Genomic DNA, 26,167 nt, shown 5'->3' on the forward strand with positions numbered 1-26,167 from the left:
TCGGACTGATGCCCCGTTGGAGAATGTCCTATTTACCGCAAACCCTGGCGTAGCACCACTTTTTGATGCGAGCACGAATCTGCAGTCCTTTAGGAAGGGGGCCGCCGCGCGGTACACGGACAGAGCTTCCGATGGATTGTCAGAGTTGCAGACTCGCGCCATCAAACTGCGACATGTATTGTCAAAATCGGTGTTCAAAATTCTCACTCCCTAAATGTTTGTGTGAATTATGGTCCAGCGGAGTTGTCATCGCCACGAGCGAAATCCTTTTGGCTTGGATGCGTATGTCCCGGCAGAGGTTCTGGAACGTTCGGTGGTCGCTCGGAGTGCTGGGGACTGTCACGAACCCATTGCCAGACGGGGTGCGCAGCTTGCCGTGTTTGCCTCGGCTGAACTGCCAACCCTCGCGCACAAGGTCTGCGACCAACTTGTTGATCTGTTTGTCCCGACAGTAGCGCATGAAAGTCCCCCCGTTGATGCAACAACAGGAGGATCTGATTTCGGCACTGCAAAGTCCCGACACGGCGCCGAACCGAATTCTGGAAAAGTCGGTGCGCTACTCAGCCGCTCCTTGAACCACTTGCGCGCTTCACAAGAAAATCCACGATGGCATGGCGCCCGTGGTCCACTGCAACCCACAGGGCGTCATAACGTTCCAGCGCGGACGACTGCATCAACTGCAAGTCCGGGTTCCCGCCATGCTCGATCAAAGACTTGAACATGTCGATGTCTCCGACCTGCGCAGCAAACAGGGTTGGCGTCCATTCGGCCAGATCGTGAGGTTCGACCTTGTAGCGTCGGTTGGCGTCGGCGCCACATTTCAGCAGCGTGAGAACCACCTTGCGACGTGGCGCGGCGGGCCGGATGTAGTGCTCCATCACAGCATCGAAGATGGCGCGATTTCTCGGCGACGCGTCACGGAGAGCTGCTTGCCTCTGACGTCGCGTGGCCAGTTCGATGTCCAGTGCGGCGCCGTCCTTGGCGTCGTGGACGTCGGCCCTGGTCTTTCCCGCCAGGTACGCTGTTTCTTGGGTCGTGTCGGTACGGTGAATGCTGCCGTGCAAGAGCAGCATCGCGTAACAGAGCGCCGACGGCACATAGTCGCTGGCCTGTTCGACATCGGCCCCCAACATAATCAGCCGCTCGACGGCTGCCGCGTCGGCCATCTCGATGGCAATCTTCAGTGGCGTTTCGCGGCTGGTAGACGCCTGGCGGTTGACCGTTTCCTTCGACAAGTCGAGCTGCAATAAGTAGTTCATGATGACCGGATCACCCCGGTCGCACGCCCGGCGCATGGCATAGGTGAGTGGCCCCTCCCCGGATTCCTTGATGAAGTCGTTCGGATCACCACCGGCTGCAACAGCGCGCTTGACCTCAGCGAGTGAGCCCTCGCGTGCGGCGTCCATCAATGGTGTTCGCCGAGTTCGCCCTTCGGCGTGTTTCACCTTACGGTTCGGATTCTTCAACTGTTCCTGGCTGAGTTCAAAGGGTGTCTCCCTCAAGATGAATTCGACCGGTGGTGGAACTCGATCCTTCGCCTTCTGGGGTGAAAACTGGCGCTCGAATGCGAAGGCCAGTCGGCGGCGCTCTTGTTCATCGAGCGGTCGCTTCGGCCATCGGTTGAGGCCCAGCATGAATGTCTTGTCCCAGTAGTGTTTGGCCGCGACGCTGTCGCCCACGCCTACTGCATACAGCAGTGCCTCGTTCAGCATCGGCAGTTGGTTCGGGCCACCGAACCACCAGACTCCCTCAATGGCTCTTGCATAGAGGTCCAACGCATCGGCCTCGCAGCCCTTTATTGCGGCGAGTCTTCCAGCGAACCAGTCGTGGATGTGCTGATACGACCGTCGCCAATGCGGGGATTCCTGCTCGATAAGGCGTTGAAAGCTGTTCAGATCACGTTGTGCTGCATCAAGGTTACGCAGTTCCACTGAGAAATGCAGCTCGATTTGGGTCAGAAGCGGAACTGCCAATTCGCGAACTGGCTGTGCCCCAGTAATCAGACTCTGGTGAGTCAGTTTGGTCAGGAACTCTTGCAGCGACCATGGATGCTGCCGCCTCAGCTCGAAATCTCGCCGTACGAGTTCCCGGGTCTCTATGGGCAGCGACTGGAAGGCGACGGCGAAGGTCAGCCAGCCAGTGAGCTGGTCCACATCCAGGGGCGAGTGCTGCTTCCTGTCGCTGTTGCCGCCAAGAACCTGTAACACGGTCGTGCGGAAGGGCCACTGCAACTCACGGGTGGGCTCGCCAGCCATCCAACGCTCCGTTGTCCTGGGAGTTTCATGAAGACGTGACACAGCTTCGCTTTCGGTCAACTTTGCGACGTTCGCTGCCAGCTTGACCCAGGCTGCCACTGGACTGGTCCACCAGGAGTCGATATCAATGCCAGGGTGTTGGTGAGCCACCAGCCTCACAAGGCCCGACAACATCGGAACCTCAAAGCCGAGGCGAACCACCTCGCACCCTGATTCATCAGCGATGGGGCCGGTATCGACCGACCGAACGGACTGCTGAATGGCATCGCGCGTTTTGTGCCAAGCCAAGCGGAAGAATTGTGCCCACTGCACCCCGCAGTCCGCTGCCATATCGCGCTGAACGGCGTCTTCGATTTGCTGCATCAAGTCGCACGATGAGCCCGGGCGTGAGTCGGATGCCAAGTCGTCAAGGTCTTTGTCCAGGCCGAGGTCGGTGATTCGGCGACGGTAGCCCGCACTGGTGATGAGTGCCCGGAGCAGCAAGCCGAGCTGGGGAAAAACGTAGGTCTTCATATCTGTTTTGTCTGGACAGGGCGGCAGGGATGCCGCCCGTGCCGATTTAGCGTTTGCCACCCTTCGCGGCGGAACTCTGCGCGCGCGCCGCAAAGCTGCCCTTGGCAACGCCGCCGCCATTGCACTTGGCCGTCGCTCCCTGAATGCGGGAAGCCGCAGCAGGAGTCATCGGCGATGCGGGGCCGGCCGGGGTGGAAGTCTTCGTGTTCATATCAGTCCTATCGGGAAAAGCGTGCCAAAAGCAGCACGTCGATATCCTCCCGTAGGCACTGATTTCGATCACGACACGGCACCGAATGATTCTCGTAAATTTCTCGGCAACCGATCCTCGACACCAGTGGCCGCGTCGTCAATGCCTCCATGTGCCACGGATAAACGGCCTCGCGCTATTGAAGCCGGTACCATGTCTGACATGCCTAATCCGTTCACCCTCGAATTTCTCCAAGCAATCAGCGATTGGCAGCGTGGAGGGGACGCTAAGCAAAACATGAAGCGCGGAGCGAAACTGAGGGACGTGTGCGCGACTATTCCTGATAGGTACCGTTCCTGTTTGCTGTGTTGTTTCAGGCAAGTTGCTTTGCCGAAAGGTGGTGTTTGGAAACTCATTGGGGAGAATCGTTTACCCGAAAAAATTTCCTCTTGGACGCTCGACATTGAGATTTCAAAAGGATTCAAGGGAGGCGTGCCACCCCAGGGGCAGGATTACCAAGGAGTCATCCTGTGCGTTCATCCCGAGCCAGGAAGCGTCATTGTTAATCTGCGTGAGTTGTATCAGGATCCGGCCTTTTGCTCGGCGCTGGAGCAGCACAAAGGCAGCATCGTCGCCTATCACGATGGCGCTGGGCGCTATGGCAATACCCAAAGCGAGGTTGTGCTTGAGGTTGCCTCTGTCACTCAGCAGGACATTTACTCGATGGGCGGGCATTCCAGTCCCTTTGAGAAACTGGTGGAAGAGGCAGCGAAGCTTGCCTATGGCAACAACGCCACGTGGGAGCAGCGTGAGGCCTTGCTGCACAAGGCGGAGCATGTTCGGTCCCAAGCAGGCCCGAAGTGGTTGACCCCAGAAGCAACACAGCTCGTGCTTGAGAAGGTTAAGCCGCATGCGAAGCGACTTCAGGGGATCAAGCGAGTACAGGATGCCGCCAAAAAGGGGCCGGATGATTGATCTGCACAAAGTTATCGCGATCAGCGACCACGCGAGTCGCCTGCGAAAATCATCACCAGCTCACGCCACCACACCAGCCGCCATGCGGCAAGCACCGGCGGCGGCCGAGCCAACGCCACTGGCGTACCCACCCCCAATTGATCCCTGACGTTGCACAGCCAAGCCCGCAAAGGCTTGGCTGCGTGTCGCCGTGTGCGTGCGCCTGATGGCATCACTCCATCATCAAGGACACGCAAATGAACGAATCCATATCGAAACAGCCATGCTCGCTGCCACCTGCCGTCGGCAGTCCCAGGTTTGAGCTTGGCAAAGTGGTTGCCACCCCCGCCGCGCTGGCCCTGTTGGAAGGCGTCGGCGTCTCGCCGCTCGAATTGGTGCGGCGGCACCTGTACCTCGACCCTGGTTCGCTGGATGCCGACGACCAGGCCAGCAACGTGATGGCATTGCAGACCGGTGCGCGCATCTTCTCGGCCTACGAGGTGGGCGATAGTCATGAACGGGTTTGGGTCATCACTGAAGCAGCGGATGACGATGGCCGCAGGCTCAGCACCTGCGTACTCATGCCCGCCGACTACTAGGAATGAGCCGCAAGGGATGGCAGGCAGGTCTGCCGTCGCCACGATCACTCCCCACCGAGCCGCGCACCGTCGCGGCTTTCGTTTTTTGAAGTGTGCGCGTAAAACACAAATTCACGCGCGTGCTCGCGTGCGCAAAACGCGCACCAAACCAAGAGGTAACCATGTCAAGAAACCCGAGCCAGAGCACCGATACAACCCCGACCGGCATCGCCACCATGACCGCCGATGACTTGGCAGAGGCCAGTTTGGCAGCATCCACCCGTAAAGCCTATGCGGGCGACATCGCCTACTACCTGGCCATGGGATACCCGTTGCCCGCCACACCAGCCGATGCGGTGGACTGGTTGGTCAAGGTGGCCAGCAAGCTCAAGCCCGCCACGATCCAGCGCCGCATGATTTCCCTGCACGCGTGGCACAAGGACCGTGGATTGCCATCGCCTATCGACGCCCGAGTGAAGAAGGTGTATTCGGGCCTAGTCAGAACCGTTGGGGCGGCACAGCGCGCCGTGAAACCGCTGGTGCGCGATGACTTGCTGATGGTGGTGGCTGCGGTTCAACAGCGCCAGAAGCCCATTCGTGCGGCCAGGGACGTGGCGTTGCTGCTGCTGATGTTCAGCGGCGCACTGCGGCGGCATTCGGCGGTGGACGTTCGCGTGGAGGACCTGACACCACACGAATTCGGGTTGGACCTGTTTTTGCCGAAGAGCAAGACCGACCAGCAACAACGTGGAGCCACCATCAGCATCCCCTTCGCAATGGGCATGGTGTGTCCGGTGCGGGCCATCGAGCACTGGCGCAAAGTCGCAGGTGTGGATGGGGGCTATCTGTTTCGCAGTGTCAGCCAGGGCGAAGTGGTCGGCACCACCCGCATGCACGTAAGTTCGGTTGCCCGCATCATCAAGCAGGCGGTGGCGCTGTCGGGGCGCGACCCCAGTGACTACAGTTCACATTCGGCTCGGGCCGGCTTTGTGACAACGGCAGCGGCGATGCAGCGGCCTATTGCCGAGATCGCCCAAGTGACCCAGCACCGGGGCATTCAGTCCTTGCAAAAGTACCTGCGCGTGGTGGAGCAGCGGCGCATTCGCTCCCTTTTGTAGTCGGTCGAACTCAGGCCTGGAGCAACGTTCACCGAGAAATAGGTTGAATCAGGACTACTTCCGAGTAGCGCCTCAAACTGCCTGAAAAGATACGATGAACCCTCGCCGCTCCAATTCCCCGACCAATCGGGATATGCCGCATTTTGCAAAGAACGGCAGGTCATTGAGCTGCTTTCCCATCAAGACCATGCACAGATTCCATTCATGCCGTTTGGGTTGACTTGCGAGCCATGTGGTGTCCCAGCCTTTTCCGACGGAATTCACTCTGGCAGCCAGCTTTTGTCGGTAAGACGGGTCGGTGTCAAAAAACGTCTCCGCGGTGCGACGTACCTGCTCACACAGGTGGCTCACGCCCGCTGAGGCAGTAGGATGCTTGACGAAGTACAGTGTCTTGGACGGCAAGTGCATGACATCGCAGAACTCGAAACGCGATGCCCCCCCACCAAACTGGACAAGCTCCTTGTCAAAGAGCCAAAGGTCTGGATCTGCATTCGCAGCCTTCTCGTTGTAAGGCCCCTCATGGTCTGCCATGTTCCACGCCAAAAGGCCAAGTTTCGGTGCGCCAATCGTCCCCAAGACTTGATTTGTACTGGCGATGAATTGTCGATCTGCTGCGTACCAAGAGCCAGATGACAGGACATGAGTGATGCCGCCGTGGGAAACTTCGACACCCATGCAGGCATAAATTGAGCAGGTGTCAATTTCCTCTTTATCTTCATCCAGCAGATGAACTCGCGTGGTCTTGGCTGCATCCAGATCGACTGCCTCGCCCTTTGACAAAACATGTCGCTGCCAACTTGAAAACATCAAGTAAGGGGAGGTGGCAGGGTTGGCGCGCATCCGTCCAATGACGAAATGTTGGGGATATGGCTTGTCACCGCTGCGTTCGGTCGGCGCGGCAAAAGTGATCGCGCTCTCAGGGTTGGGTCCGGCCAGAATGCCTGCCAGCAGTGCGTCCAGTTGGTCAATCGTGGCCTCATCGCGAACGGGGACGAGATTGTTGGCTTGCGGCCAACGGACACGGTGATCGTTTGAGTCGAATCGCTCAATGATTTGATCCAGTGTGTCGAGCAGTTTGGCAACGTCCATGTCGAACTTGAACGACACGCCTCCGCGTACCTTTGTACCCAGGAGCGGGAAGTAAGTGGATTCTGGGACACCTTCAACCGCAGCGACCAAATCGCGATCAGGTTCAAAACCAAACTCGCGAACGGCAGATGCCCTTGGTGCTCGCTCGTTCGCAATGTGCCGCTTTGCAAACACCTGCTCGGCCCTGACCTCGCGGACTTGAACTTGTGGAACCACTGCCAAGGCGACGGTCTTGCCGAATTCCGGATCGACCCACTCATCCTTGACCTTGGAGTGGCCATATCCAAAAGTAAAAACGAAGGTCTTGCCGTTCCTCGGTACCCAAAGGATGCCACCTGGAGACTGGCTTTCAAGTTGGGGTGCTGCATTCGGCAGTAGCAAACTGGAAACTTGCCCCAACCATTTTGGAGGCTCCGCGTCAGAAGGCAGCGCCATAAAAATGCCGTCGGGAACCGACTCGACCAAGGGAGAGACTGACGCACTAACGGCAGTTAGTTGTTGACGTGCCTCCGTGACCTTGGATGCTCTCAGCAGGTAAACGCTAACGCTAAGCCGTACTGGGGCTCCTGAACTCGCCATGGCACTCTCCCTTCACTTGGTTTTTTGAAATAATTTTCAGGCGCGGAACACTTCTTCCGCCATGTTGTCCAGTTTCTCCTTCACCGCTCGCCAGTTCGGCATGTGGCGGTCCAGAGTTCGGTAGAACTTTGGGCTGTGGTTGTGGTGAAGCAGGTGGCAAAGTTCGTGGAGCAGCACGTATTCAATGCACTCGCGTGGGGCCTTCACCAGCAACGGGTTCAGCGTGATGCGGCCCGATGGGGAACAGCTTCCCCATTGCACGGTCATGAACTGCAGGCGTGTCGGTGGTAGCTGGTTGACCCAACGTAGTGGGGCGGCCACGGCGGCAAGACGGTCTGCGAACAGCTCCCGTGCCCGCTGCCGGTACCAGGCATCCAGTGCTGACTTGATGGTGCTCGGGTCGTGTTCCGGTACTGTCACAGAGATGAATGCACCGCGCATGCGTGCCTCAATGGCGGCGTCGGCGTTGACGATGACTTTCAGGCGATAGCGGCGGCCCAGGTAGTGCAGCGATTCACCGCTCACATAGTCGCGGGGGAGCACGTGGGCCCGTCGCGCCCTAGCAGCGCCCACATGCTGGCTGATCCATCGTGCGCGCTTCTTCACCGCAGCCAGCACGTCTGCCAATGGTGCGGCGTCCGGTGCGTCTACCAGCACGCGCGCGTCGGGCTCAACATGAATGGCAACGCGCGTCACGGTGCGCGATGACTGGCGGCGCAGGCTGAAGGCGATCACTTCGCCGCCATAGGCAAAGCGATGTTGGGATGTGCGCTCAACGTCTTGCATGCTCAAGACTTGCTCAATCCCACGCGGGTGATCTGAATGACCTGCTCCACCACCAGCTTGGCGTTGTCCAGGCCCAGCGTGCCGAACAGCAGAGGTAGCAAGCCCTTGCGGATGGCGGCTTCGATGTTCTGCGGGTTGAGCGAGTTCTCGGCCACGGCATCGCGCACCACGGTATCCATGGCCATGGCTTGCTGCACCAAACTACCCACCGCATCGCTGCTCAGCGCGGCAAACGCCTCGTCACCCAGCACCAGGCGGATCGCGCCGAAGTAGGCCTTGGCATGTGGCTTGTCTGCCAACACATCCGGCACGCCAGGCGTGACGCGGGATTCCAATTGCTGCTCAAAGGTCTGAAACAAGGCGTACTGTTTCAGTGGGTGGTCGAACATGGCCTCTGCTTCGGCGATGGCCTGCTTCAGCAGCTCGCCAAACACCTTTTGTGCATACGGGTCTTCGGCCAGTTCTTGTTCAATGGTCTTGCGCAGGCGCGTGCGGATCATGTCCGTTTCGTTGCGCGTTTTTTCCTCTGACCAGTCTTTCGGGTCTTCGGCCTTGCCCAATTGGTGCACCAGGTAAACGCCCTCGGGCTCACGCACTTCGGTGCCAATGACCTGCTTGTCCACCAGCTTGCGGATTTGCTCCTCATAAGCGCTGTAGTCCACGATCTCCATGGCGTCGCGGCGTGCCGTCTGCCGCAGTTCGGTGAAGAAGCGCAGATCGGCCTTGTACCGGGCAATCAAGCCTTCGGAAAAGCTCTTGTCCTCGAAGAAGCTGCGGCTTGATAGCGCAGTCTGCAAGCACAGACCAAACGCTGTCAGGGCCTCGTAGAAGTCATCGCGCAGTTTCTGCCGCTCGTCGTAGTCCTCACCATCGGACCCCTTCACGAACTTTGGGGTCAACAACTGGCGGTACTGTTCTCGGTCGAGCTTGTTCACCACCGACTTGAAGAACGACCACAGCTTGTCGTGCAAGGCCGGTAGCTGCTTGTACTCGGTGCTGAACTGGTGGTAGAGACCCTCCAGGTCACTCACGTCAAAGCCACCTTGGGTACGTGTCTCCAGGTCTTGATAGGCGCGGATTGCGGTATCCAGCTCCTTCAAGATGCCTCGGTAGTCCACCAGCACGCCGTATCGCTTGGCATCGTGCAGGCGGTTCACTCGCGCCACTGCCTGAATCAGGTTGTGCCCCTTCAAGGGTTTGTCGATGTAGAGCACGGTGTTGCGCGGCTCGTCGAAGCCGGTCAGCAACTTGTCCACGACGATCAGCAAGTCGGGGGCGCTGTCCGTGCCAAAGTCGCTGACGATCTGCTTTTCATACGTCTCGGGGTCATGGCCGTGGCCGACCATGTTCTGCTTCCACCACTTCTGCACTTCGGGCAGGGTGTCCTCGTCCACGTCGGAGTTGCCTTCGCGCGTGTCTGGGGCGGAGATCACCACGGCGCTGGTGACCAGGCCCGTGTCGTCAAGAGCTTTCTTGTAGCGGATGGCGTCGAGCTTGCTGTCCGTAGCTACCTGGCCTTTCAGGCCCAGACCGAGCTTCTTGATGTTCTCGTTGAAGTGGGTGGCAATGTCCCAGGCGATCAGCTCGATGCGGTTGGCCGCGCCGTAGATGGCGCCCTTCTTGGCGAACTTCCTTTTCAGGTCGGCGCGTTGCGCGTCACTGAGGTTGACGGTGATCTTGTCGAACCAGCGGTTGACGGCATCCTCGTTGATGTCTAGTTCGGGCACGCGCTCTTCGTACAGCAGCGGGGCCACGGTTTCGTCCTCCACGGCGCGTTGCATGGTGTAGGCATGCACTATGGGGCCAAACTTGTTGGCCGTCTTTTCCTCCTTCAGCAGCGGCGTGCCAGTGAAGGCAATGTAAGCAGCATTGGGCAGCGCCTTCTTCATGCGCTCGTGCGTCTCGCCACCATGGCTGCGGTGGCCTTCGTCCACCAGCACGATGAGGTTGGGGGAGTCGTTGCGGCACTCGGGCAACTTGGATGCTGTATTGAATTTGTGCACCAGCGTGAACGAGATGCGCTCCGTACCGCTGCCAATCCGCTTGGCCAGGTCACGGCCCGACAGACTGCGGCTCTTTTCGCCATCTTTCTGCGTGGCGATGCTGGAGCCAAACGCGCCACCGGTCATGAAGTTGCGCGAGAGCTGGCTTTCCAGATCAATCCGGTCGGTCACCACCACCACGCGGCATTCTTTCAAGGCATCCACCAACAGCAGTGCCTTGGTCAGGAACACCATGGTGAAGCTCTTTCCAGACCCCGTGGTGTGCCACACCACACCACCTTCGCGGCCACCGTCGGGCCGCAACAGGCTGATGCGTGCCAGCAGGGCACGGATGCCAAAGAACTGCTGGTAGCGCGCCACGATCTTGCCCACCTTGCGGTCGAACAGCACATAGCCGCGCAAGAACTCCAGCAAGCGCACAGGCGTGAGCAGGCTCACCAGCAAGCGGTCCTGGTCCGTGGCCTGCATGGGTGCGCTCCACAGTGCGTCGAAGTAGGCGACCAATGCGGCGGGCTTGCCTTCAAACAATGCGGCGCGCGTTGCAGGTTTCAATGCGGCGTTCTTGAGGGCCTGCATGTGCGCCTCATCAAACTCTTCCTCACGCCACTTGGCCCAGAACTTTGCCGCCGTGTGCGTGGTGCCGTAGCGCCCCTCGGTCTGACTGATGGACAGCAGCAACTGGGCATACGCAAACAAGTTGGGTATCTCGTCCGGCCGCTGGTTGCGCAGGTGCTGGCTGATGCCCTCGGTCACCATGGCCTTGGCTGGGTGACTGCCGCCGCCCGTCTCGGGCCGCTTGACCTCGATCACCACCAAGGGGATGCCGTTCACGTAGCCCACCACATCGGGCGTGCGGTGGTGTGTGCCCTGCGCGGCCAGCACCTCCAGTTCTTCTGTCACGTCCCAGCGGTTGGCCGTGGCTTCCGTCCAGTCGATTACGTGGATCGTGGGCTGGTGTTTCTTGCCATCGGGCATGAACTCGGTAACCGTGATGCCAAGCGCCAGCTTGCCGTATAGCCGTTCGTTGGCGGGCATCAACCCTTCGGCCAGGCTGAGCGCCGACAACTCACGCACGATCTGGTCGATCCCGCTGGGTGATAGCGGGTACCACTCGCCCTTGTATTCGTAGCGCCGGGTTTGCAACACCTCGATCAGCCGGGGTTTGAGTAATACCTCTCGTGTGCTGCCTCGCAAGGCCAGTGCCTGTGCCGTGGTCAGGAAGTTCCAGCCCAGGTTGCACAGCAGGTGCAGCGCGGGCAGATGGGCGCTGTATTGTTCGCGGGAGTTGGGCGTGGTATTCATGCCTGCGCCTCTGTTTCAGCGTCAGGCAGCTTGACTCGGCGCTTGCCGGTCAGGAGGTGGGACATGAGGACGGTTTTTTCCTGCTTGAGCAGTTCAAGATCGCGCTCCTGTTTCTCGACCCATTTCACCGCAGTCGTAAGAACGTTTGCAATCTGGCCCTGCACGTCCAACGGTGGCACCGGCACCTGGCAAGCCAGAAAGTCCACAGGTCGAATGTTCAACAGCCCATTGTTGCGAACGCCGGTGTTGACGAGGGCTCCAAGTTGGTCGTGCAAATAGTCCGCACGAAACAGATGCTCATAGAAAGCTGAGTTCAGCTTGGCTGATAGCTTGAAACAGACATAAACGTTGGGCACTAGGCCACGTTCATGCCTCTTCAACGCGAAGACGCAGCCAAACTCGTAGAGCTTGGAGTTGCCCTTGTTGTAGGCGAATTCACCGCGATCCAGCGCGATGTAGTTCTCGACGCTCTTACCAGCCATGAAGCGGCTGTATTTCTCGTCTTGGCGCACGAAGCCGCTGCCGGACGAGATCATGAGAACAGGCAAGTCCTCGTCGTCAGTCGCCCGTCGCTGAACCCTTTCAGAGACCTCGCCAATTGGAAACGTGTCCCACTCAGCTCGCGCTGCGGGCTTGATGAGCAAGTGTTGCAGTAGAGCCTCTACTTGCCTTTGACCATTCGCTATCAATTTTTCCGCAGTGGCGATGGATTGATCCCAAGTGGCGAGCATTCGGGCGACGCAACGCTGTTCATTGATAGGAGCGACGGGGACTGCGATTTGCTTGAGCAATCCTGCATTCAAATGCGAGATACCGCCGGAGTGTCCAAAGTCCCTGATGTTCTCGTACTGCGAGGAGAGAAACTGGAAGTAAAAATCTGGGTCGTGGCCATCGTTGAGCAAGATGGCTGCAGAGTTTTGATTGGTCGTAGCCTCAATACCCAGCTTTGCCACCTGCCCACGTGTCTTGCCTTGACCGTACATGGCCATCAGTAGCGTGCCTGGCGGAAAGAGCTTGGCAGACGAGTTTTGCAACCCTGCGGCCGTGATCTTCTCAGCGGTGTCGGTGATGGTGTTGAACTGGATTTCACCAGTCGTGACCCAGGGCACGTCGCCGCCCCAATATTCGGGTTTGCTCCGATCAGGTGTGCCGCCGGAACTGATGCGTGCTATTTCGCCCAACGTTGAACGGTGCCATGTTTTAGGCAGCATCGTGTTCTCCCTTTTTCGCAACCGTGCGGCGGAATTTCTGAGCGCCCGCCTTTTGAACCTGTAAGTTCGGCTTACAGGTTGCTGTGTACGGCTTGGGCGACTTACTCATAGCCCAGCTCCTTCAAATACACGGCCATTTGTGCCTCCAGGCCTGCCAGCTCGGCTTTGAGCTGTTCGCGTTCCTTGCGCACGGCCATCAGGTCGATTTCGGCTTCTTCCTCGAAGGTGTCCACGTAGCGGGGGATATTGAGGTTGAAGTCGTTCTCGGCGATTTCCGTAGGCGTGGCGAGGTGGGCGTATTTCTCCACACCCTGCCGTGTGAAGGCCGTGGTCAGGATGCGTTGCAGATCGGCTTCGCGCAGGTAGTTCTGGTTTTTGCCAGCTTCATAGTCGCGGCTGGCGTCGATGAACAGCACCTTGTCGTCGGCCTTGTTCTTGCGGAACACCAGTACCGCGGCGGGGATGCCGGTGCCGTAGAACAGCTTTTCAGGCAGACCGACCACCACTTCGAGCAGGTTTTCTTCAATCAGTTTCTGGCGGATGCGCCCTTCGGCTGCGCCACGGAACAGCACGCCGTGCGGCACCACGACGGCCATGCGGCCAGTGCCGGGCTTCATGGTTTCGATCATGTGCAGGATGAAGGCGTAGTCGCCCTTGGTGCGCGGCGGCAGGCCACGGCGGAAGCGGCTGAACTTGTCGGCGTCGGCACCTTCAAAGCCCCACTTTTCCAGACTGAAGGGCGGGTTGGCCACCACGATGTCGAAGTGCTTGAGGCTGGCGTCACTGTCGAGCAGCTTGGGGTTGCGGATGGTGTCGCCCCACTCGATGCGGTGGTTGTCTTCACCATGCAGGAACATGTTCATCTTGGCCAAGGCCCAAGTGCTGCCGATGGCCTCTTGCCCGTAGAGCGCGTATTTGCGCGAGCCGGTGTTCTCACGGATCAAGCGGCCGCATTTCATCAGCAGGGAGCCTGAACCGCATGTGGGGTCGCAAATTTCATCACCCTCTTGCGGCGCCATCAGACGCGCCATGAGCGAGGACACCTCGGGCGGGGTGTAAAACTCGCCCGCCTTCTTGCCACTGGTGGATGCAAAGTTCTTGATGAGGAATTCGTAGGCGTTGCCAATCACGTCGAGCTGGCCGACACGGCTGGGGCGCAGGTCAAGTTCAGGCTTGGAAAAGTCTTCCAGCAGGTGGCGCAGGATGTCGTTCTTCTGCTGCTCGTCACCCAGCTTGTTGGAGTTGAAGCTGATGTCCTGGAACACGTCACGCAGCTTGGTGATGTTGGCCTCTTCGATGGCGTGCAAGGCTTTGTCGATGCGCTCGCCATTGCCTGGGCTGTGCCGCAGCGTGTGCAGCGCATAGAAGCTGGCGCTGGCAGGCAGGACGAAACGCTCGTTCTTGAGCATTTCCTCGATCAGTTCGGGGTGGTCGCCGTACTGCACTTTGTAGGCGTCATAGTGGTCTTGCCAGACATCCGACACGTATTTCAGGAACAGCATGGTCAGGACAAAGTCCTTGTAGATGCTCGGGTCCACGGTGCCACGGAAGGTATCGCATGCGGCCCAGACGGCGGCGTTGATGTCGTCCTGGCTGACCGTTGAGCTTTGCGCGGGTGCGGTCTGGGTGGTGATGTCGTTCATGGTCTTGGATTCCCTGGGTTGTTCAGTGGGCAGCCTGCGCCGAATGGGCCAGGCTTTCAGCGAGTGCCTGGAGTTGTAGCTCGCGGTTGTGAATGAGTTGGTGGAGCGCGTGGCGCTCTTGGCGCGCGAGGTCGGCCAGCGCGACGATGCGCTGCTGGTCTGCCAGCGATGGCACGCACAGCGTGAGCGACTCCAGCACCGGGCGGCGAATGCTGAGCTGGCTGCTGCCTTCGGCGGCCTGCTGAAGCTGGCGCTGGAATGGCGGCTGGTTGATCTGCCATGCAAGGAAGGCGGGCAGCAGCGGCACCCGTGGCGCTACCTGGAGGTGAAAGAAGTGGGGGCTGCACACGGCCGGGGTGGGCGGCGCGTCGATGCACACTGCGTAGAAGCGCGCACCTTTGCTGACGAACAGCACATCACCGGCCTTGAGCCAGTCTGGCTGTTTGCGGCCCGCCAGGGTGGTGCGCATGACGCTTGACCAGTTCACCCCATGGTCTGGATCGACGTCTTTCATTTGCACGGCCAAGGAGTCGCCATCGGCCGACTCCTCAATGGAGCCCCGAAAGGGGTAACCACTTTGTAGAGTGGTTAGGTTCCCAATGGGAGAATATTCTGCATCAATCGCCATGACGCAGATGATATCCGATATTTTTCGGATTACAAACTATTTGTGCATCATTGAGTTTGATGCGAAGTTTATGACGCCAGGCGCTTAGCCGGTGTCAGTTGGAGGTCGTTCATGGTGTCCGGGTGGCACATCACCCGAAACCACCTCTCGGGGGCGAGCCGCAGCTCTAGCTGCCAATCGTCTGTCGGTGCATCTCGCACCAGTTGAGGCGCTTCGGACATCACATCTCCACGTACAGGCAGCATGGGGTTGAACTGATGCGACCAGTGCGCGCCTGCGGTGATGGGCAGCCAGTACTCCAAGTCGCTGACTTCGCACAGGCTGATGCGGAAGGGCAGCACCGCCTGGACTCCACCGTACCGGCCAAAGACGCTGCCGTGAGGCCGCCGAAGGTATCGGTTCGGGCTGTAACACAGCAGGGCATGGTGCTCGCATTGCAAGGCAATGGCACCAAAGCCAAGCCCCCGAGCCGAAGCGTAGGCGCCTTTTGTATCCTCGTGGGAGTCACAACCTCGCAGGGCCGTGACCGTTTGCCCCATCAGCACAGGGAAGAGGTACGGCCCGCGCATGGCTTACTTGCCGATCGCCTTCGCCATTTTCGTGACGCCGATGTACCAGGACGACGGGAGCCCGTTGAGGTCTGCGGTGCCAACACGCAGGTGCAGTTTGGTGTCGGTATGGGGGTAGGGATCGACGACGTAGGGTTGTGCCGTCTTGCCATCGCTGGAGGTGTTGCGGTGATAGAGCACGCAGCGGCCGACTTCCCAGTCAGCGTCGTAGTCCACCATGACGATGGCTACCTCGTTCGCGTCTTTGTAGTTGGCGCATTCCTTCCAGACGGTCGCCACCAGTCCGTTCCCGGCCAGCAGTTTGGCGATCATGTCGCCGTCGATCCATGCATGGTAGGGGCCAACCTTGGGGAGCCCGAGCCCTTCTGCCTGCCGAAAGATCGCGTCGGTGGTTTTGCCGGACAGCATCGCGATAACGCAAATGACATCGTCATGCCGATCTTGCTGGCCTATGCGTTTGAACGCGGGTTGGAAAGTGGTGGGGGTGGGTGTGGTTGCCATTGAGATTGCTCCTGTGCGTGAAAGAAAAACGCGCACAGCAGCACCAGCCTCTGCGGCAAGGGCCGTCGGAGGCTTGGCGGTCAACGAGGGGGATGGCTGGCAGCCCGAGCGATAAACGGGGCTGCTGTGCGAGCGGTTACCGTGCGCTGCGTGGTGTTCCCGAGCGGCGGCTTTTTCACGGTAGCACGGGGGCAGTGTGCGGATCGAGCGCCGTAAAACTTCGGCAGCCTGCACCTCTTGCGACGCCGAGGCTGATCCGATCCTTCCGACCTTGAGCCACGTGTTGTGGATTCACGTCGCGGCACTCCGCGCGGACTGTTTCCTAGAACACCAAATCGAAGCTAGAATAGAAGACTCTGCAGAACGCAGTTTTGTGGGTAGTGCCGGTGTAGCTCAGTCGGTAGAGCAGCTCATTCGTAATGAGAAGGTCGGGTGTTCGATTCATCTCTCCGGCACCAAAAAATCCATAAAAATCAACAAGTTAAGAAGCCGCCTAGTGCGGCTTTTTGCTTTCTGGCGCTGGGGCACAGCATGGCACACCGAGTTCGCGCCTTCATGCCTGTGCATCGTGGTGCGTAGATCAATTTTGTGCTGTTCGCTTTCAACGACTTGGAGCCCAGCATGAACATCACCCCCGCCACCCACCTGGAACTGAACCAGGCACTGGAAGCCCTCTATCAAGATGCGGCAGTCGCCATCGACTGGTCCGAGCTGTACCGCTGGTTTGGCGAGCAGCCCCTCAACCCCGGCAGCTACGCGCAGATCAAGCTGGGTTGGGAGCACCGATGCCGCGTGACCCATCGCCGCTATGAATTGCCTGAGTTGCGGCTGATCCTTGGCCCGGCAAAGCTGACGGTGATGCGTGACACGTTTCCTGGTGAGAGCCCCGTGATCTGCCTGGATGATCTGGCGGATGGGCAGGAGAGCTTTGCGCTGCCCTAGAAGCAGGTAGTGCTTGCGGCCAGCATTGCGATCCGCAGCACCAAGCTGATTCCGTCCTTGGCCGCCTGATGTGGCGTTTCAGCGCCGATGATCCAGTACCGCCCGCTGGCGGCGTAGGCTTCCATCAGCCGCCTCACCATTTCGTGGGTTCCTCATCGGACTCATGCGCGTCCACAGGTGTGCGCTGTACGACTCGACCCGAGACCTGTTTCGCGTGAATTTCCACCACGCCGTCCGGTCGGGCAAGGATATGCACCCGGTCGCCAGCCCTCCAGCCGACAACGTCAAGAACCGCAACGGGTAATCGGCACCCTGTGGAATTGCCCCATGCTGTCAAAAGCGGCATCGCCTACCTCCATGTGTATACAACGTATAGCCAACAAATTGCCGAGGCCTGCTGGTGGCACCGCGCGGCTTCGCGGTGACGATGACCCTCGGCGGCAGCGCCAAACCCGGTGCTGGCATGGTCTAGTGGCGAGCTGACGCTCACGACCACAAAATGGCTCCGCATGGCGCCCTTCTGGTTAATTACTTGGCTTTGGGGGGCTATGAATCGATGGCCGCACCGGAGTTTTCATCGTCGTCACGGACGACAGGCACCGAGCCGACACCACGCGCCTTCTTCCCGCCGATGGTGATCCGCAGTGGGGGCTTGCGCGGGCGTTCGGGATCGACGGCCGTGGCACCAGTGTGCTCCGGGTGCTGCGGTGCGCTCACTGGACGCAGCCAGTCGCTCAAGTATGGGTCACGACAGCGGAACAGGAACACACCCTGCTGGCGCTCCATTTCGCGCATGTCATGGGAGGCCTGGTCGAAACGCGCCGTGACGATGGCGATCTCCTTGTCGAAGTACGCGTTCAAGACCGACAAGAACTTCCGTGTCAGCATCAGTGGCAACAGCTCTACCGGCGGCTTGCGGCGGTTGGCATACCCAATCTGTTTGCCGATGGTGCCACTCAGTTCCGCGCGGTGGTCACGCAGTGAAACGCCAATCTCCACGCCACGCTTGCGCAAGATTGCGCCGTGGCGGCTGCGCGTCGCCGGGGTGAGTGATTTGTTGAGGTCTTCACCCGCGAAGTAGCGATGCAAGGTGTTGCGCACACCCACGTACAGGCCGGTTTGGTTTACCTCGTCAAGGGACTTCACAAAGGGGGTGGTCAAGCCAGCTTGCGTGAACACGTCCTCGATGGCGGTGAGCACCTTTTCGGGGTCAAGGGTGCGGGGATCGTCAATTCCGTGTTTGACCAGCATCCCGCGCTCAAGAAATGGCTCGACGCGAATATCTGAGGCTACGGCGGCCCGCAGGTGCTTGGCGAATGGCTTCATGTTCTCCGCAATGAAGCCCACCATGCGGGCCTTGCGTTCCGTGGGGCGTGCTAGCAGGGCTTTGAGGTAGGTGCGCAACATGGCGCGGTCCACATGCGCGTAGGTGGTCATGGCCTTGTTGGTGCGCATCACCTTGACTTTCCATAGGCGGTAGTGCGCCAGGCGCAATGGCGACAAGCACTCGAGGTGGCGCAGCAAGCGTTTCTGTGCGTTGGCGGCGGCCTTTGGTGAAGAGCAACTTACGTGGTAGCTGGGCTCCATGTCTTCAAGGCGCGCGGTGTCGATGAAGTACTGCACTTCGCTGGGCGTGAAGCCGAAGTGCAGCAAGAACAAACGGATGAACTTGGCGAGGGTGTGCAGAATGAACGGGATGTCGATGTGCTCGCCCAACAGGTAGTTCTGCCCGCGCAAGATGGCGTTGACGGGTAGCCAGATATGCAGACGCCAGTAGATGTCGTTCTTGTGGCGCTCCTTCACCGGCGTCATGCGGAATTGCGCACCGGTGAGCGGGCTTTGGTAGTAGCCGTCGGTGTGTTTGAAAGTTGTGCCGTTTTCTTGCAGGAATGCAACCTGCTGGAAACGGTTCGCGTCTGTGAATTTGACCGGTCTAATGAGGCCGGAGATGGTGGCGGCGTCGAGCATGGTTGCAATGTCGGTGGCTATTGTGGCGAGCAGCCATGTGTGCCGTTACTTGGTTGCTCGCCTCTGGGTTGAAGTACATGCCTGGCGTGCACTACCAGGCCTCGGCCGTCGTCTCTGACTGGCGAAACGGGTTTCGGCAACGGCCGGTGCGCAATAGGTCGATCAGCCAGCCGAGGCCGACCGTGGGCCACATGCAATAGGCTGGCAGATCGACATGCACGCCGCGTTCATGCCAGGTGACTTCCACATGGCTGGAAGTGGGCTGCGTGCGCACGTTGACTGTGGTGGTTCCCTCCGCCAGTTCGTTCAGCCGGTCGGTGTTCGCGATTCGTGCCACTTGGGACATGCTTGCAGTGGCGCCGTTGCGCAGGTAGTGGTTCTCCAGGCAAAGCATGGCCAGGCCCAGTGAATCAAGGCCCTCGAACGAAGCCTCGCGGATGCGGAATACGACACCCGCAATTCGACGGTCGATCCAGTGTTGCGGCTTGAACATCAGCGCCATGTGCAGCAACGAGTTGTCGTCGCCGATGGTCACGAACTGGCTGAAGATCGGGCGGCGGCTCTCGATGGCATCGCGGGGAGCTGAAACAGCCTGTGGCTGATATGGCAAATGAAGTTCAGTCATGGCCCCACCCGTCGTCAAGTTGCAGTCCGGCGTATTCAAGCGCGGCATTCCAACTGGTGTACTTGCCCGCCAGGACCGGCACGCGGCCGGGGCCGATAGGGTGGCTGCGCAAGTAGGAGATCAACGCCTTGACCGTGTCCGTAGTTGGTTGCTCCAAAAGCCAACTCAGCCCGTGGTCCTTCCATTTGAGGGGCGACGTCAACTCAATGGTCAGGTGCGATTTGCCATGCGCAAATACGTTGATCTCCTCTTCCTGGTGGCTCGCAATCACGTCGAAGGTGCAGACACCATCGGTCTTGAGGTTGAATGTTTGGCGTGTCCGCTGCGCCGGGTCCTTCCAGAACACTGTATGAAAGATCTGAATTCCAGCGACAGCGTGACGCAGCACCTGGTTTGGATCGCGATCAGCGCAATAGAGGCAAAACGGCGTCGTGCCGACATCCACATTAAAGGCGGTTTCACCGGCCTTTGCAGGGTCGTTGGGATCGTAGAACTTCATGTTCTGAAAGTCCTCCACCTGTACAGGTAGTTGCCACTTATGGGATTGGATGGTCATGGTGTTCATGGCGTCACCTGCGTATTGCTGTTGAGCCATTGCAGGTACTTGACTCGGTCGATGAAGACGCGGCGCTGACCCGGGGGGCGGATGATGCAACGGTCGAAGCCAATCGAGCGGCGGTACTTGCCGTCGGGGTAGCGGTTCCAGGCTTCGGAATTGAAGATCAGGTGCCGCAGCGCCGAGGGGCTGTGCGCGCCAAGCAACGCGGTTTCTGAGATCGTCAGCACGGGTTTCTCGGTGATGCTCAGCTGGGCGGGCGGTGCTGTTGCTTTGCGTTTGCGGGCCCCCTTACTGGTGGCAGCGGAATCTGCGGCCGTATCCTGTCCCGCTGGGCCAGAGGAGGCCGTCGAGTCGGCCTCGTGTTCAGTGCACCGGGTTCGATCTTGTGGGCTGAATGCCTCGACTCGCGGCGCGGTCATAGTCTCGCGTTTGTCGTGAGGGCTGGTTGCCATGGTCAGACGTAGCTCCTTCCGTTTGAACGGATGGGCAGTGCGTGGTGTGACCGGCCACGTACAAGGCATTGACGGAAGTAGTTGGCTTCACCGACTCAATGACGCACGCAACCCGCCTTCACCCGCTGCACTGCAGAGGTTGAAAGTTATCCGCTCAGCACGTTGCTGATGCGGGGGAGGAAGCCAAGCACTGCGCGGGACGCAGAGACCCGAGGGCTTGGACGGTTGGTGGTTAGAGTCGAATTCAATGCGCGGGTTGTTCATCCGCGTGGCGCGCAAGGAACCAGTACGGCACCTGCGCTGCTGCCATCAGAGTGAAGGCAACCACGCCGAGGTCATGAAGAGTTGGTCTCATGCACAACGGCGTGGGATCAATGCTATCTCGTATCGCCGTGGCCGCTCAAGAATGCTCCTGGCGCACGTCGTTCTGACTCGAATGGACAGGCGGTTTCAGTGATGTTTCCCAATGAAGCACGAGCAATCGCGACCGTCCCGTCGCTTTTTGAGTGGCGGTTTCCGTTGCCTCGACGGCGTTGATGTCGATGACTGACGAGGCGCATTGACCTGCTAAACGCTGGTCGATTTGGACTCAGAAGCGGGTGTCGAAACAGTCAAGCGGGCCTCGTTCATCCGCGTCAGGACGCCAGCGATGTGGGCCTTGCTGAGGTGGGCGTAACGCTTGACCATTTGCAGGTCTTTGTGACCGAGGATTTCGGCGATCTCCGGGCCGCTGGCACCCTCCATGGCCAACATGCTTGCCGTGCAGTGGCGCAAGTCGTGGAACCTGAAGTTTTCGATCTTGGCGCGGCGCATTGCTGTGTGCCAGGCAGTGCGCAGCTCGACCGGGGTGTCCTTCTTGGTGTCGCTGGGGAACAGCAGGTGCTCGGTGATGACGATGCCCTTGTTTGCCTGCATGTGCTCCTGTCGCAAGGATTCAACACGCGCAAGGCCCTGACCAGTCAGGGGAACGCCACGACGCTCGCCGTTCTTGGTCTCGTTGAGGATGACCAGGCTTGGCAGGCCCTGCATGTCGAGCAACAAGTCTCGCCAGCGCAAGTTCATGATTTCGCTGTGGCGCATGCCGGTGGCGAGAGCAACCTCAACCACCACGGACAGAAACTTGTTCTCCGACTGCGCGATGGCAGCTCGCAGGCGTTCGAGTTCTTCGACGCTTAAGTAGCGGATGCGGCCGTTGGCGACCTTCGGCTTTTTGACCTTGTCCATCGGTGATGCGGGCAGCCAGCCCCATTCCTTGGACGCCACATTGAAAGCGTGAGTGAGCAGGGCCATGTAACGCACCACCGTGGCGGGCGCACGCGGCTTGGCCTTCTTGGTGCCGACCGGTGTTGCCAGTAACTCGTCTCTGAACTTGCCAATGATGGCGGGCGTGATGTCTGCCAGGCTGTAGCGGCCAATCTTGCTGATCCACCAGTCCAGTTGAGGACCCTGGGTGCGCAACTCTTTGGGCTTGTGTGGGATCAGTACGCGGCTGCGGTAGTCCTCCAGCATTTCTTCCACGGTGTGGCGCTGGGCGATGACGTGGGGCATGAGGCGCCCGTCGAGCAGTTCGGCCTCAGTCCGCTCCCCCCACGCCTTGGCTTCCTTGAGCTTGTCAAAGGTCTTTGTCTGTGGCGGAAAGCCTTGTAGGCGAACTTGGACGTGATACCGGATCGTGCCGGAGGAGTCGGTGCGTTTTCGAATGCTTGCCATGTGTTTTCCCCTTCACGCTTGAAAATTCAGGGGGACATGGAGCACATCGGGTTTGACTGTCCTGGGCCGTCCTGGCTCCACTTGGGCGCTGTGCCACGAGTGTGCCAAACAACAAAAAAGCGCCACATAGGTGGCGCTTAAGTTGTTGATGCTGATGAGCTTTTTCAGGGTTTTTTCAAGGTGTGAGCAGTTCATTACGAATGAGCTGCTCTACCGACTGAGCTACACCGGCGTTAGCCCGCCATTATAGCGGGGTATGGTAGCTGGTGATGCGGTCGACCTCATTTTTTGAGCCGAGGACCACGCTCACGCGTTCATGCAACTGGCTGGGCTGGATGTCGAGGATGCGTTGACGGCCGTTGGTGGCAGCGCCGCCGGCTTGTTCGACCAGCCAGCTCATGGGGTTGGCTTCGTACATCAGGCGCAGTTTGCCGGGCTTGTTGGGTTCGCGCTTGTCCCAGGGGTACATGAAGACGCCGCCGCGGGTCAGGATGCGGTGCACATCGGCCACCATGCTGGCGATCCAGCGCATGTTGAAGTCTTTGCCGCGCGGGCCTTCCTGGCCTTGCAGACATTCGTCGATGTAGCGCTTCACGGGCTCGTCCCAGTGGCGCATGTTGCTCATGTTGATCGCGAATTCCTTGGTGTCGGCGGGAATGCGCACGTTTTCCTGGGTCAGCACGAACGAGCCTTGTTCGCGGTCCAGGGTGAACATGCTCACGCCGTCACCCACGGTCAGCACCAGGGTGGTCTGGGGGCCATAGACGCAATAGCCGGCCGCGACCTGTTGGGCCCCGGCCTGCAGGAAGTCCTGTTCGGTCACGCCAGGCGAGCCTTCGGGCTTCTTCAGTACGCTGAAGATGGTGCCGATGCTCACGTTGACGTCGATGTTGCTCGAGCCGTCGAGCGGATCGAACAACAACAGGTATTCGCCCTGCGGGTAACGGTTTGGCACCAGGTAGATGCTGTCCATCTCTTCGGAGGCCATGGCTGCCAAGTGGCCGCCCCATTCGTTGGCTTCGATCAGGACTTCGTTGGCGATGATGTCGAGCTTTTTCTGCACCTCGCCCTGAACGTTTTCACTTTCGGCGCTACCGAGCACACCGCCGAGGGCGCCTTTGTTGACGGCCTGGCTGATGCTCTTGCAGGCGCGGGCCACCACTTCGAGAAGCAGGCGCAGTTGCGATGGGATGTGACCGTCGACGCGTTGCTGCTCGACGAGGAAGCGGGTCAGGCTGATTCTGGATGCCATGTTGATTTCTCTCCTTAATCGGCGAGTGCGCGGGTGACAACCTCGCGCACGTCATTGCTGAGTTCGGCCTTGGCGGCCACGCGGGCAATGGCTTCGCGGGCGGCGCTGCGGTAGGGTTCGGCCAGCTTCTTCCAGCGATCCAGGGCGCGGGCCAGGCGGGCAGCCACTTGCGGGTTGATGGCGTCCAGTTCGATCACGCGATCGGCCCAGAACACATAGCCTGCCGCGTCGCTGCGGTGGAAGGCGCCCGGGTTGGCGCTGCAATAGCTGAAGATCACGCTGCGGGCCCGGTTGGGGTTGCGCAGGTTGAAGTCGGGGTGACTCATCAGTTGTCGCACGGCGCCCAGCACGTTGCCGTTGCGATCGGGCGCACCGGCCTGCAGCGAGAACCATTTGTCGATGACCAGGGCCTCGTTCTTGAACAGGGCATGAAAGCGCGCCAGGGCGGGGGCTGCCAGTTCGTGGCCGCTGATCACGAGGGCGCTCAGGGCGTTGAAGCGGTCGGTCATGTTGCCCGCGTCCTTGAAGCGCTGCAGCGCCTTGCCGGGCCAGACGGTGTCGCCGCTTTGGCGCGCCGCCAGGCACAGCATGGTCAGCGCCAAGCCGGCCAGGGCCCGCTTGCCCGACGATTCGGGGTCGGGGCGGTAGCCGCCGGTGTCGCGGTTGGCCTCCCAGGCCTGCTGCCAGTCGGCCTGCAGGGCGCGTGCCAGTTGCTCGCGCATGGCCTCGCGCACGGCATGGATGCGTTGTGGGTCGACCACGTCCAGCTGTTCGGCCAGGTAGGTCTCGGACGGCAGCGTCAGCACCAGTTCCTTGAAGGCGGCATCGAGGTGGGGGTCGGCCAGCACCTGGCGCATGGCGCGCAGGTAGGCGTCGTCCAGCACTTCGGCGCCAGGGGCTTGCTCGGCGGTGATGGCCTTGATGGCGCGGGCCAGCGCCAGGCGTTGACCGGCTTCCCAGCGGTTGAAGGCATCGCTGTCATGGGCCAGCAGGGTCAGCAGTTCGTCGTCGCTGTAGGCATAGTCAAGCACCACCGGGGCCGAGAAGTCACGCAGCAGTGAGGGCACGGGTGCGCTGTCGACGTTGACGAAGGTCAGTGTCTCGCTGGGCTGGCTCAACACAAAGGTGCGGGTGCCGGTTTCGGCCTGCGGCCAGTGGGCCAGCTGCAGAGGCATCTCACGGCCCAGGGTGTCGAGCAGTCCCAGGTTCAGCGGAATCACAAAGGGTTCCTTGAGGGCCTGGCCCGGGGTCGGTGGGCATTGCTGGCTCAACGTGAGCGTGTAAGTGCGGGCTTCCGCGTCGTAGCGGCCCAGGGCCTGCACACGGGGGGTGCCGGCCTGGCTGTACCAGTGCTTGAACTGGGGCAGGCGCTGGGCCAGTTCCGAGCCGGGGTTGGCATCAGCGATCGCCTGGGCAAAGGCGTCGCAGGTGACCGCCTGGCCGTCATGGCGCTCGAAGTACAGCTTCATGCCCTTGGCAAAGCCTTCGCGGCCCACCAGCGTCTGCATCATGCGGACCACCTCGGCACCTTTTTCGTAGATGGTGACGGTGTAGAAGTTGTTGATCTCGATGTAGCTGTCGGGGCGCACCGGGTGGGCCATGGGGCCAGCGTCTTCGGGGAACTGTGCGGTGCGCAGCACGCGCACGTCTTCGATGCGTTTGACCGCACGGGCCGAGGGGCTGCCTGCCAGATCCTGGCTGAACTCCTGGTCGCGGAAGACGGTCAGGCCTTCTTTGAGGCTGAGTTGGAACCAGTCCTGGCAGGTGACGCGGTTGCCGGTCCAATTGTGGAAGTACTCGTGCCCGACCACGCTTTCGATGTTGCTGAAGTCGGCATCGGTGGCGGTGGCCTGGTTGGCCAGCACGTACTTGGTGTTGAAGATGTTCAGGCCCTTGTTCTCCATGGCGCCCATGTTGAAGTCGCTGGTGGCGACGATCATGAAGCGTTCCAGGTCGAGCGGCAGGCCGAAGCGGGCCTCGTCCCAGGCCACGCTGGCCATCAGCGAGTTCATGGCGTGCTCGGTCTTGTCGAGGTCGCCAGGGCGCACGAACACCTGCAGCAGGTGGTCATGGCCGGCACGCGAGCGGATGCGCTGTTCACGTGCCACGAGCTTGCCTGCCACCAGGGCGAACAGGTAACAGGGCTTTTTGTGTGGGTCGACCCACTTGGCAAAGTGGCGGCCTTCCTCCAGTTCGCCCTGCTCGACCAGGTTGCCGTTGGACAGCAGCACCGGGTACTTGGCCTTGTCGGCGCGCAGGGTCACGGTGTAGCTGGCCATCACGTCCGGACGGTCCAGGAAGTAGGTGATGCGACGGAAGCCTTCGGCCTCGCATTGGGTGAAGAACGAGTCGTTGCTGACGTACAGGCCCATCAGCTTGGTGTTCTTGGCCGGGTTGCAGGTGGTGAAGATCTCCAGATCGAAGGCGTCCGGGCCTTCGGGCAGGTTTTCCAGCACCAACTGGTTGCCGTCCATCTTGAACGAGGTGCCTTGGCCGTTGACCAGCACGCGTGCCAAGTTCAGCTCTTCGCCGTCCAGGCGCAGGGCCTGGTTGGCCACCTCGGCGTTGCGGCGCAGGCGCATCTTGTTGAGCACGCGGGTCTTGGTCGGATCGAGGTCGAACGTCAGTTCAACGGTGTCGATCCAGTACGCGGGAGCGGTGTAGTCTGCACGGTGGATGGCCGTGGCTTGTCCTTCTCGCATCATGTGTTTCTTCCTGTGGGCCGGGGTGCCGGCTGGGG

At 60.1% G+C, this 26,167-nt stretch carries 20 protein-coding genes and 1 tRNA gene; 5 read left to right on the top strand and 16 right to left on the bottom strand.

What is annotated here, in order from left to right; translation table 11 throughout:
• Nucleotides 1-560: 560 nt before the first annotated feature.
• Nucleotides 561-2,768, bottom strand: a complete 2,208-nt coding sequence (locus AC3WUT_RS10090) for an ankyrin repeat domain-containing protein (protein WP_492346944.1) — start codon at nucleotides 2,766-2,768, stop codon at nucleotides 561-563.
• A 403-nt stretch (nucleotides 2,769-3,171) separates the two neighbouring features.
• Between AC3WUT_RS10090 and AC3WUT_RS10095 the strand changes: the two genes are divergently transcribed.
• The 3 genes from AC3WUT_RS10095 (at nucleotide 3,172) to AC3WUT_RS10105 (ending at nucleotide 5,608) form a co-directional block, all read left to right on the top strand.
• Complete coding sequence (locus AC3WUT_RS10095; RefSeq protein WP_492346945.1) at nucleotides 3,172-3,933, top strand: hypothetical protein; 762 nt, start codon at nucleotides 3,172-3,174, stop codon at nucleotides 3,931-3,933.
• A gap of 236 nt (nucleotides 3,934-4,169) precedes the next feature.
• Nucleotides 4,170-4,511 carry a hypothetical protein gene (locus tag AC3WUT_RS10100; RefSeq protein WP_492346946.1) on the top strand — a complete coding sequence of 114 codons (342 nt, stop codon included), beginning with the start codon at nucleotides 4,170-4,172 and terminating at the stop codon, nucleotides 4,509-4,511.
• A gap of 92 nt (nucleotides 4,512-4,603) precedes the next feature.
• Complete coding sequence (locus AC3WUT_RS10105; RefSeq protein WP_492346947.1) at nucleotides 4,604-5,608, top strand: site-specific integrase; 1,005 nt, start codon at nucleotides 4,604-4,606, stop codon at nucleotides 5,606-5,608.
• A 72-nt stretch (nucleotides 5,609-5,680) separates the two neighbouring features.
• Here AC3WUT_RS10105 and AC3WUT_RS10110 read toward each other — a convergent pair whose 3' ends face one another.
• The 7 genes from AC3WUT_RS10110 to AC3WUT_RS10140 form a co-directional block, all read right to left on the bottom strand.
• Nucleotides 5,681-7,276: a TIGR04141 family sporadically distributed protein gene (locus tag AC3WUT_RS10110; protein WP_492346948.1), complete on the bottom strand. Its 1,596-nt coding sequence runs from the start codon at nucleotides 7,274-7,276 to the stop codon at nucleotides 5,681-5,683.
• Nucleotides 7,277-7,312: 36 nt separating this feature from the next.
• Nucleotides 7,313-8,062: a M48 family metallopeptidase gene (locus AC3WUT_RS10115; RefSeq protein WP_492347063.1), complete on the bottom strand. Its 750-nt coding sequence runs from the start codon at nucleotides 8,060-8,062 to the stop codon at nucleotides 7,313-7,315.
• 2 nt (nucleotides 8,063-8,064) lie between these two features.
• Nucleotides 8,065-11,367 (bottom strand): type I restriction endonuclease subunit R, encoded by a 3,303-nt coding sequence (locus AC3WUT_RS10120; RefSeq protein WP_492346949.1) that lies wholly within the window; start codon nucleotides 11,365-11,367, stop codon nucleotides 8,065-8,067.
• The gene (locus tag AC3WUT_RS10125; RefSeq protein ID WP_492346950.1) at nucleotides 11,364-12,578 is read right to left on the bottom strand and encodes a restriction endonuclease subunit S; all 1,215 of its coding nucleotides are present in this window, start codon (nucleotides 12,576-12,578) and stop codon (nucleotides 11,364-11,366) included. Before AC3WUT_RS10125 ends, AC3WUT_RS10120 begins: the two co-directional genes overlap by 4 nt.
• A 101-nt stretch (nucleotides 12,579-12,679) precedes the next feature.
• Nucleotides 12,680-14,221 (bottom strand): type I restriction-modification system subunit M, encoded by a 1,542-nt coding sequence (locus AC3WUT_RS10130; RefSeq protein ID WP_492346951.1) that lies wholly within the window; start codon nucleotides 14,219-14,221, stop codon nucleotides 12,680-12,682.
• Between the two features lie 22 nt (nucleotides 14,222-14,243).
• Nucleotides 14,244-14,690, bottom strand: a complete 447-nt coding sequence (locus tag AC3WUT_RS10135) for a restriction endonuclease subunit S (RefSeq protein ID WP_492346952.1) — start codon at nucleotides 14,688-14,690, stop codon at nucleotides 14,244-14,246.
• Between the two features lie 731 nt (nucleotides 14,691-15,421).
• Entirely contained in the window at nucleotides 15,422-15,919 is a 498-nt protein-coding gene (locus AC3WUT_RS10140; RefSeq protein WP_492346953.1) for a hypothetical protein, read from the bottom strand.
• Between the two features lie 382 nt (nucleotides 15,920-16,301).
• Between AC3WUT_RS10140 and AC3WUT_RS10145 the strand changes: the two genes are divergently transcribed.
• Both AC3WUT_RS10145 and AC3WUT_RS10150 read left to right on the top strand, forming a co-directional pair.
• Nucleotides 16,302-16,377 (top strand) — tRNA-Thr (locus tag AC3WUT_RS10145).
• A gap of 163 nt (nucleotides 16,378-16,540) precedes the next feature.
• On the top strand, nucleotides 16,541-16,861 hold the full coding sequence (locus tag AC3WUT_RS10150; RefSeq protein ID WP_492346954.1) for a hypothetical protein: 321 nt from the start codon (nucleotides 16,541-16,543) through the stop codon (nucleotides 16,859-16,861).
• On the opposite strand, the gene AC3WUT_RS10155 is transcribed toward AC3WUT_RS10150, so the two are convergent.
• The 8 genes from AC3WUT_RS10155 to pepN form a co-directional block, all read right to left on the bottom strand.
• Nucleotides 16,858-16,986 (bottom strand): hypothetical protein, encoded by a 129-nt coding sequence (locus AC3WUT_RS10155; RefSeq protein ID WP_492346955.1) that lies wholly within the window; start codon nucleotides 16,984-16,986, stop codon nucleotides 16,858-16,860. The genes AC3WUT_RS10150 and AC3WUT_RS10155 overlap by 4 nt on opposite strands.
• Nucleotides 16,987-17,407: 421 nt before the next feature.
• Nucleotides 17,408-18,829 carry a hypothetical protein gene (locus tag AC3WUT_RS10160; RefSeq protein WP_492346956.1) on the bottom strand — a complete coding sequence of 474 codons (1,422 nt, stop codon included), beginning with the start codon at nucleotides 18,827-18,829 and terminating at the stop codon, nucleotides 17,408-17,410.
• Nucleotides 18,830-18,920: 91 nt separating this feature from the next.
• Nucleotides 18,921-19,454, bottom strand: coding sequence for a hypothetical protein (locus AC3WUT_RS10165; RefSeq protein ID WP_492346957.1), 534 nt, complete (start codon nucleotides 19,452-19,454; stop codon nucleotides 18,921-18,923).
• Nucleotides 19,447-20,019, bottom strand: coding sequence for a hypothetical protein (locus tag AC3WUT_RS10170; protein ID WP_492346958.1), 573 nt, complete (start codon nucleotides 20,017-20,019; stop codon nucleotides 19,447-19,449). The genes AC3WUT_RS10165 and AC3WUT_RS10170 overlap by 8 nt, the downstream gene beginning before the upstream one ends.
• On the bottom strand, nucleotides 20,016-20,240 hold the full coding sequence (locus AC3WUT_RS10175) for a hypothetical protein (protein ID WP_492346959.1): 225 nt from the start codon (nucleotides 20,238-20,240) through the stop codon (nucleotides 20,016-20,018). Before AC3WUT_RS10175 ends, AC3WUT_RS10170 begins: the two co-directional genes overlap by 4 nt.
• Nucleotides 20,241-21,032: 792 nt before the next feature.
• Complete coding sequence (locus tag AC3WUT_RS10180) at nucleotides 21,033-22,175, bottom strand: tyrosine-type recombinase/integrase (protein WP_492346960.1); 1,143 nt, start codon at nucleotides 22,173-22,175, stop codon at nucleotides 21,033-21,035.
• A gap of 244 nt (nucleotides 22,176-22,419) precedes the next feature.
• Nucleotides 22,420-23,427: a class 1 fructose-bisphosphatase gene (locus tag AC3WUT_RS10185; RefSeq protein ID WP_492346961.1), complete on the bottom strand. Its 1,008-nt coding sequence runs from the start codon at nucleotides 23,425-23,427 to the stop codon at nucleotides 22,420-22,422.
• Nucleotides 23,428-23,441: 14 nt separating this feature from the next.
• On the bottom strand, nucleotides 23,442-26,129 hold the full coding sequence (pepN, locus tag AC3WUT_RS10190; RefSeq protein WP_492347064.1) for an aminopeptidase N: 2,688 nt from the start codon (nucleotides 26,127-26,129) through the stop codon (nucleotides 23,442-23,444).
• Nucleotides 26,130-26,167 lie beyond the last annotated feature (38 nt).

The organism is Curvibacter sp. EU05-FHT14A10 (assembly GCF_058791075.1).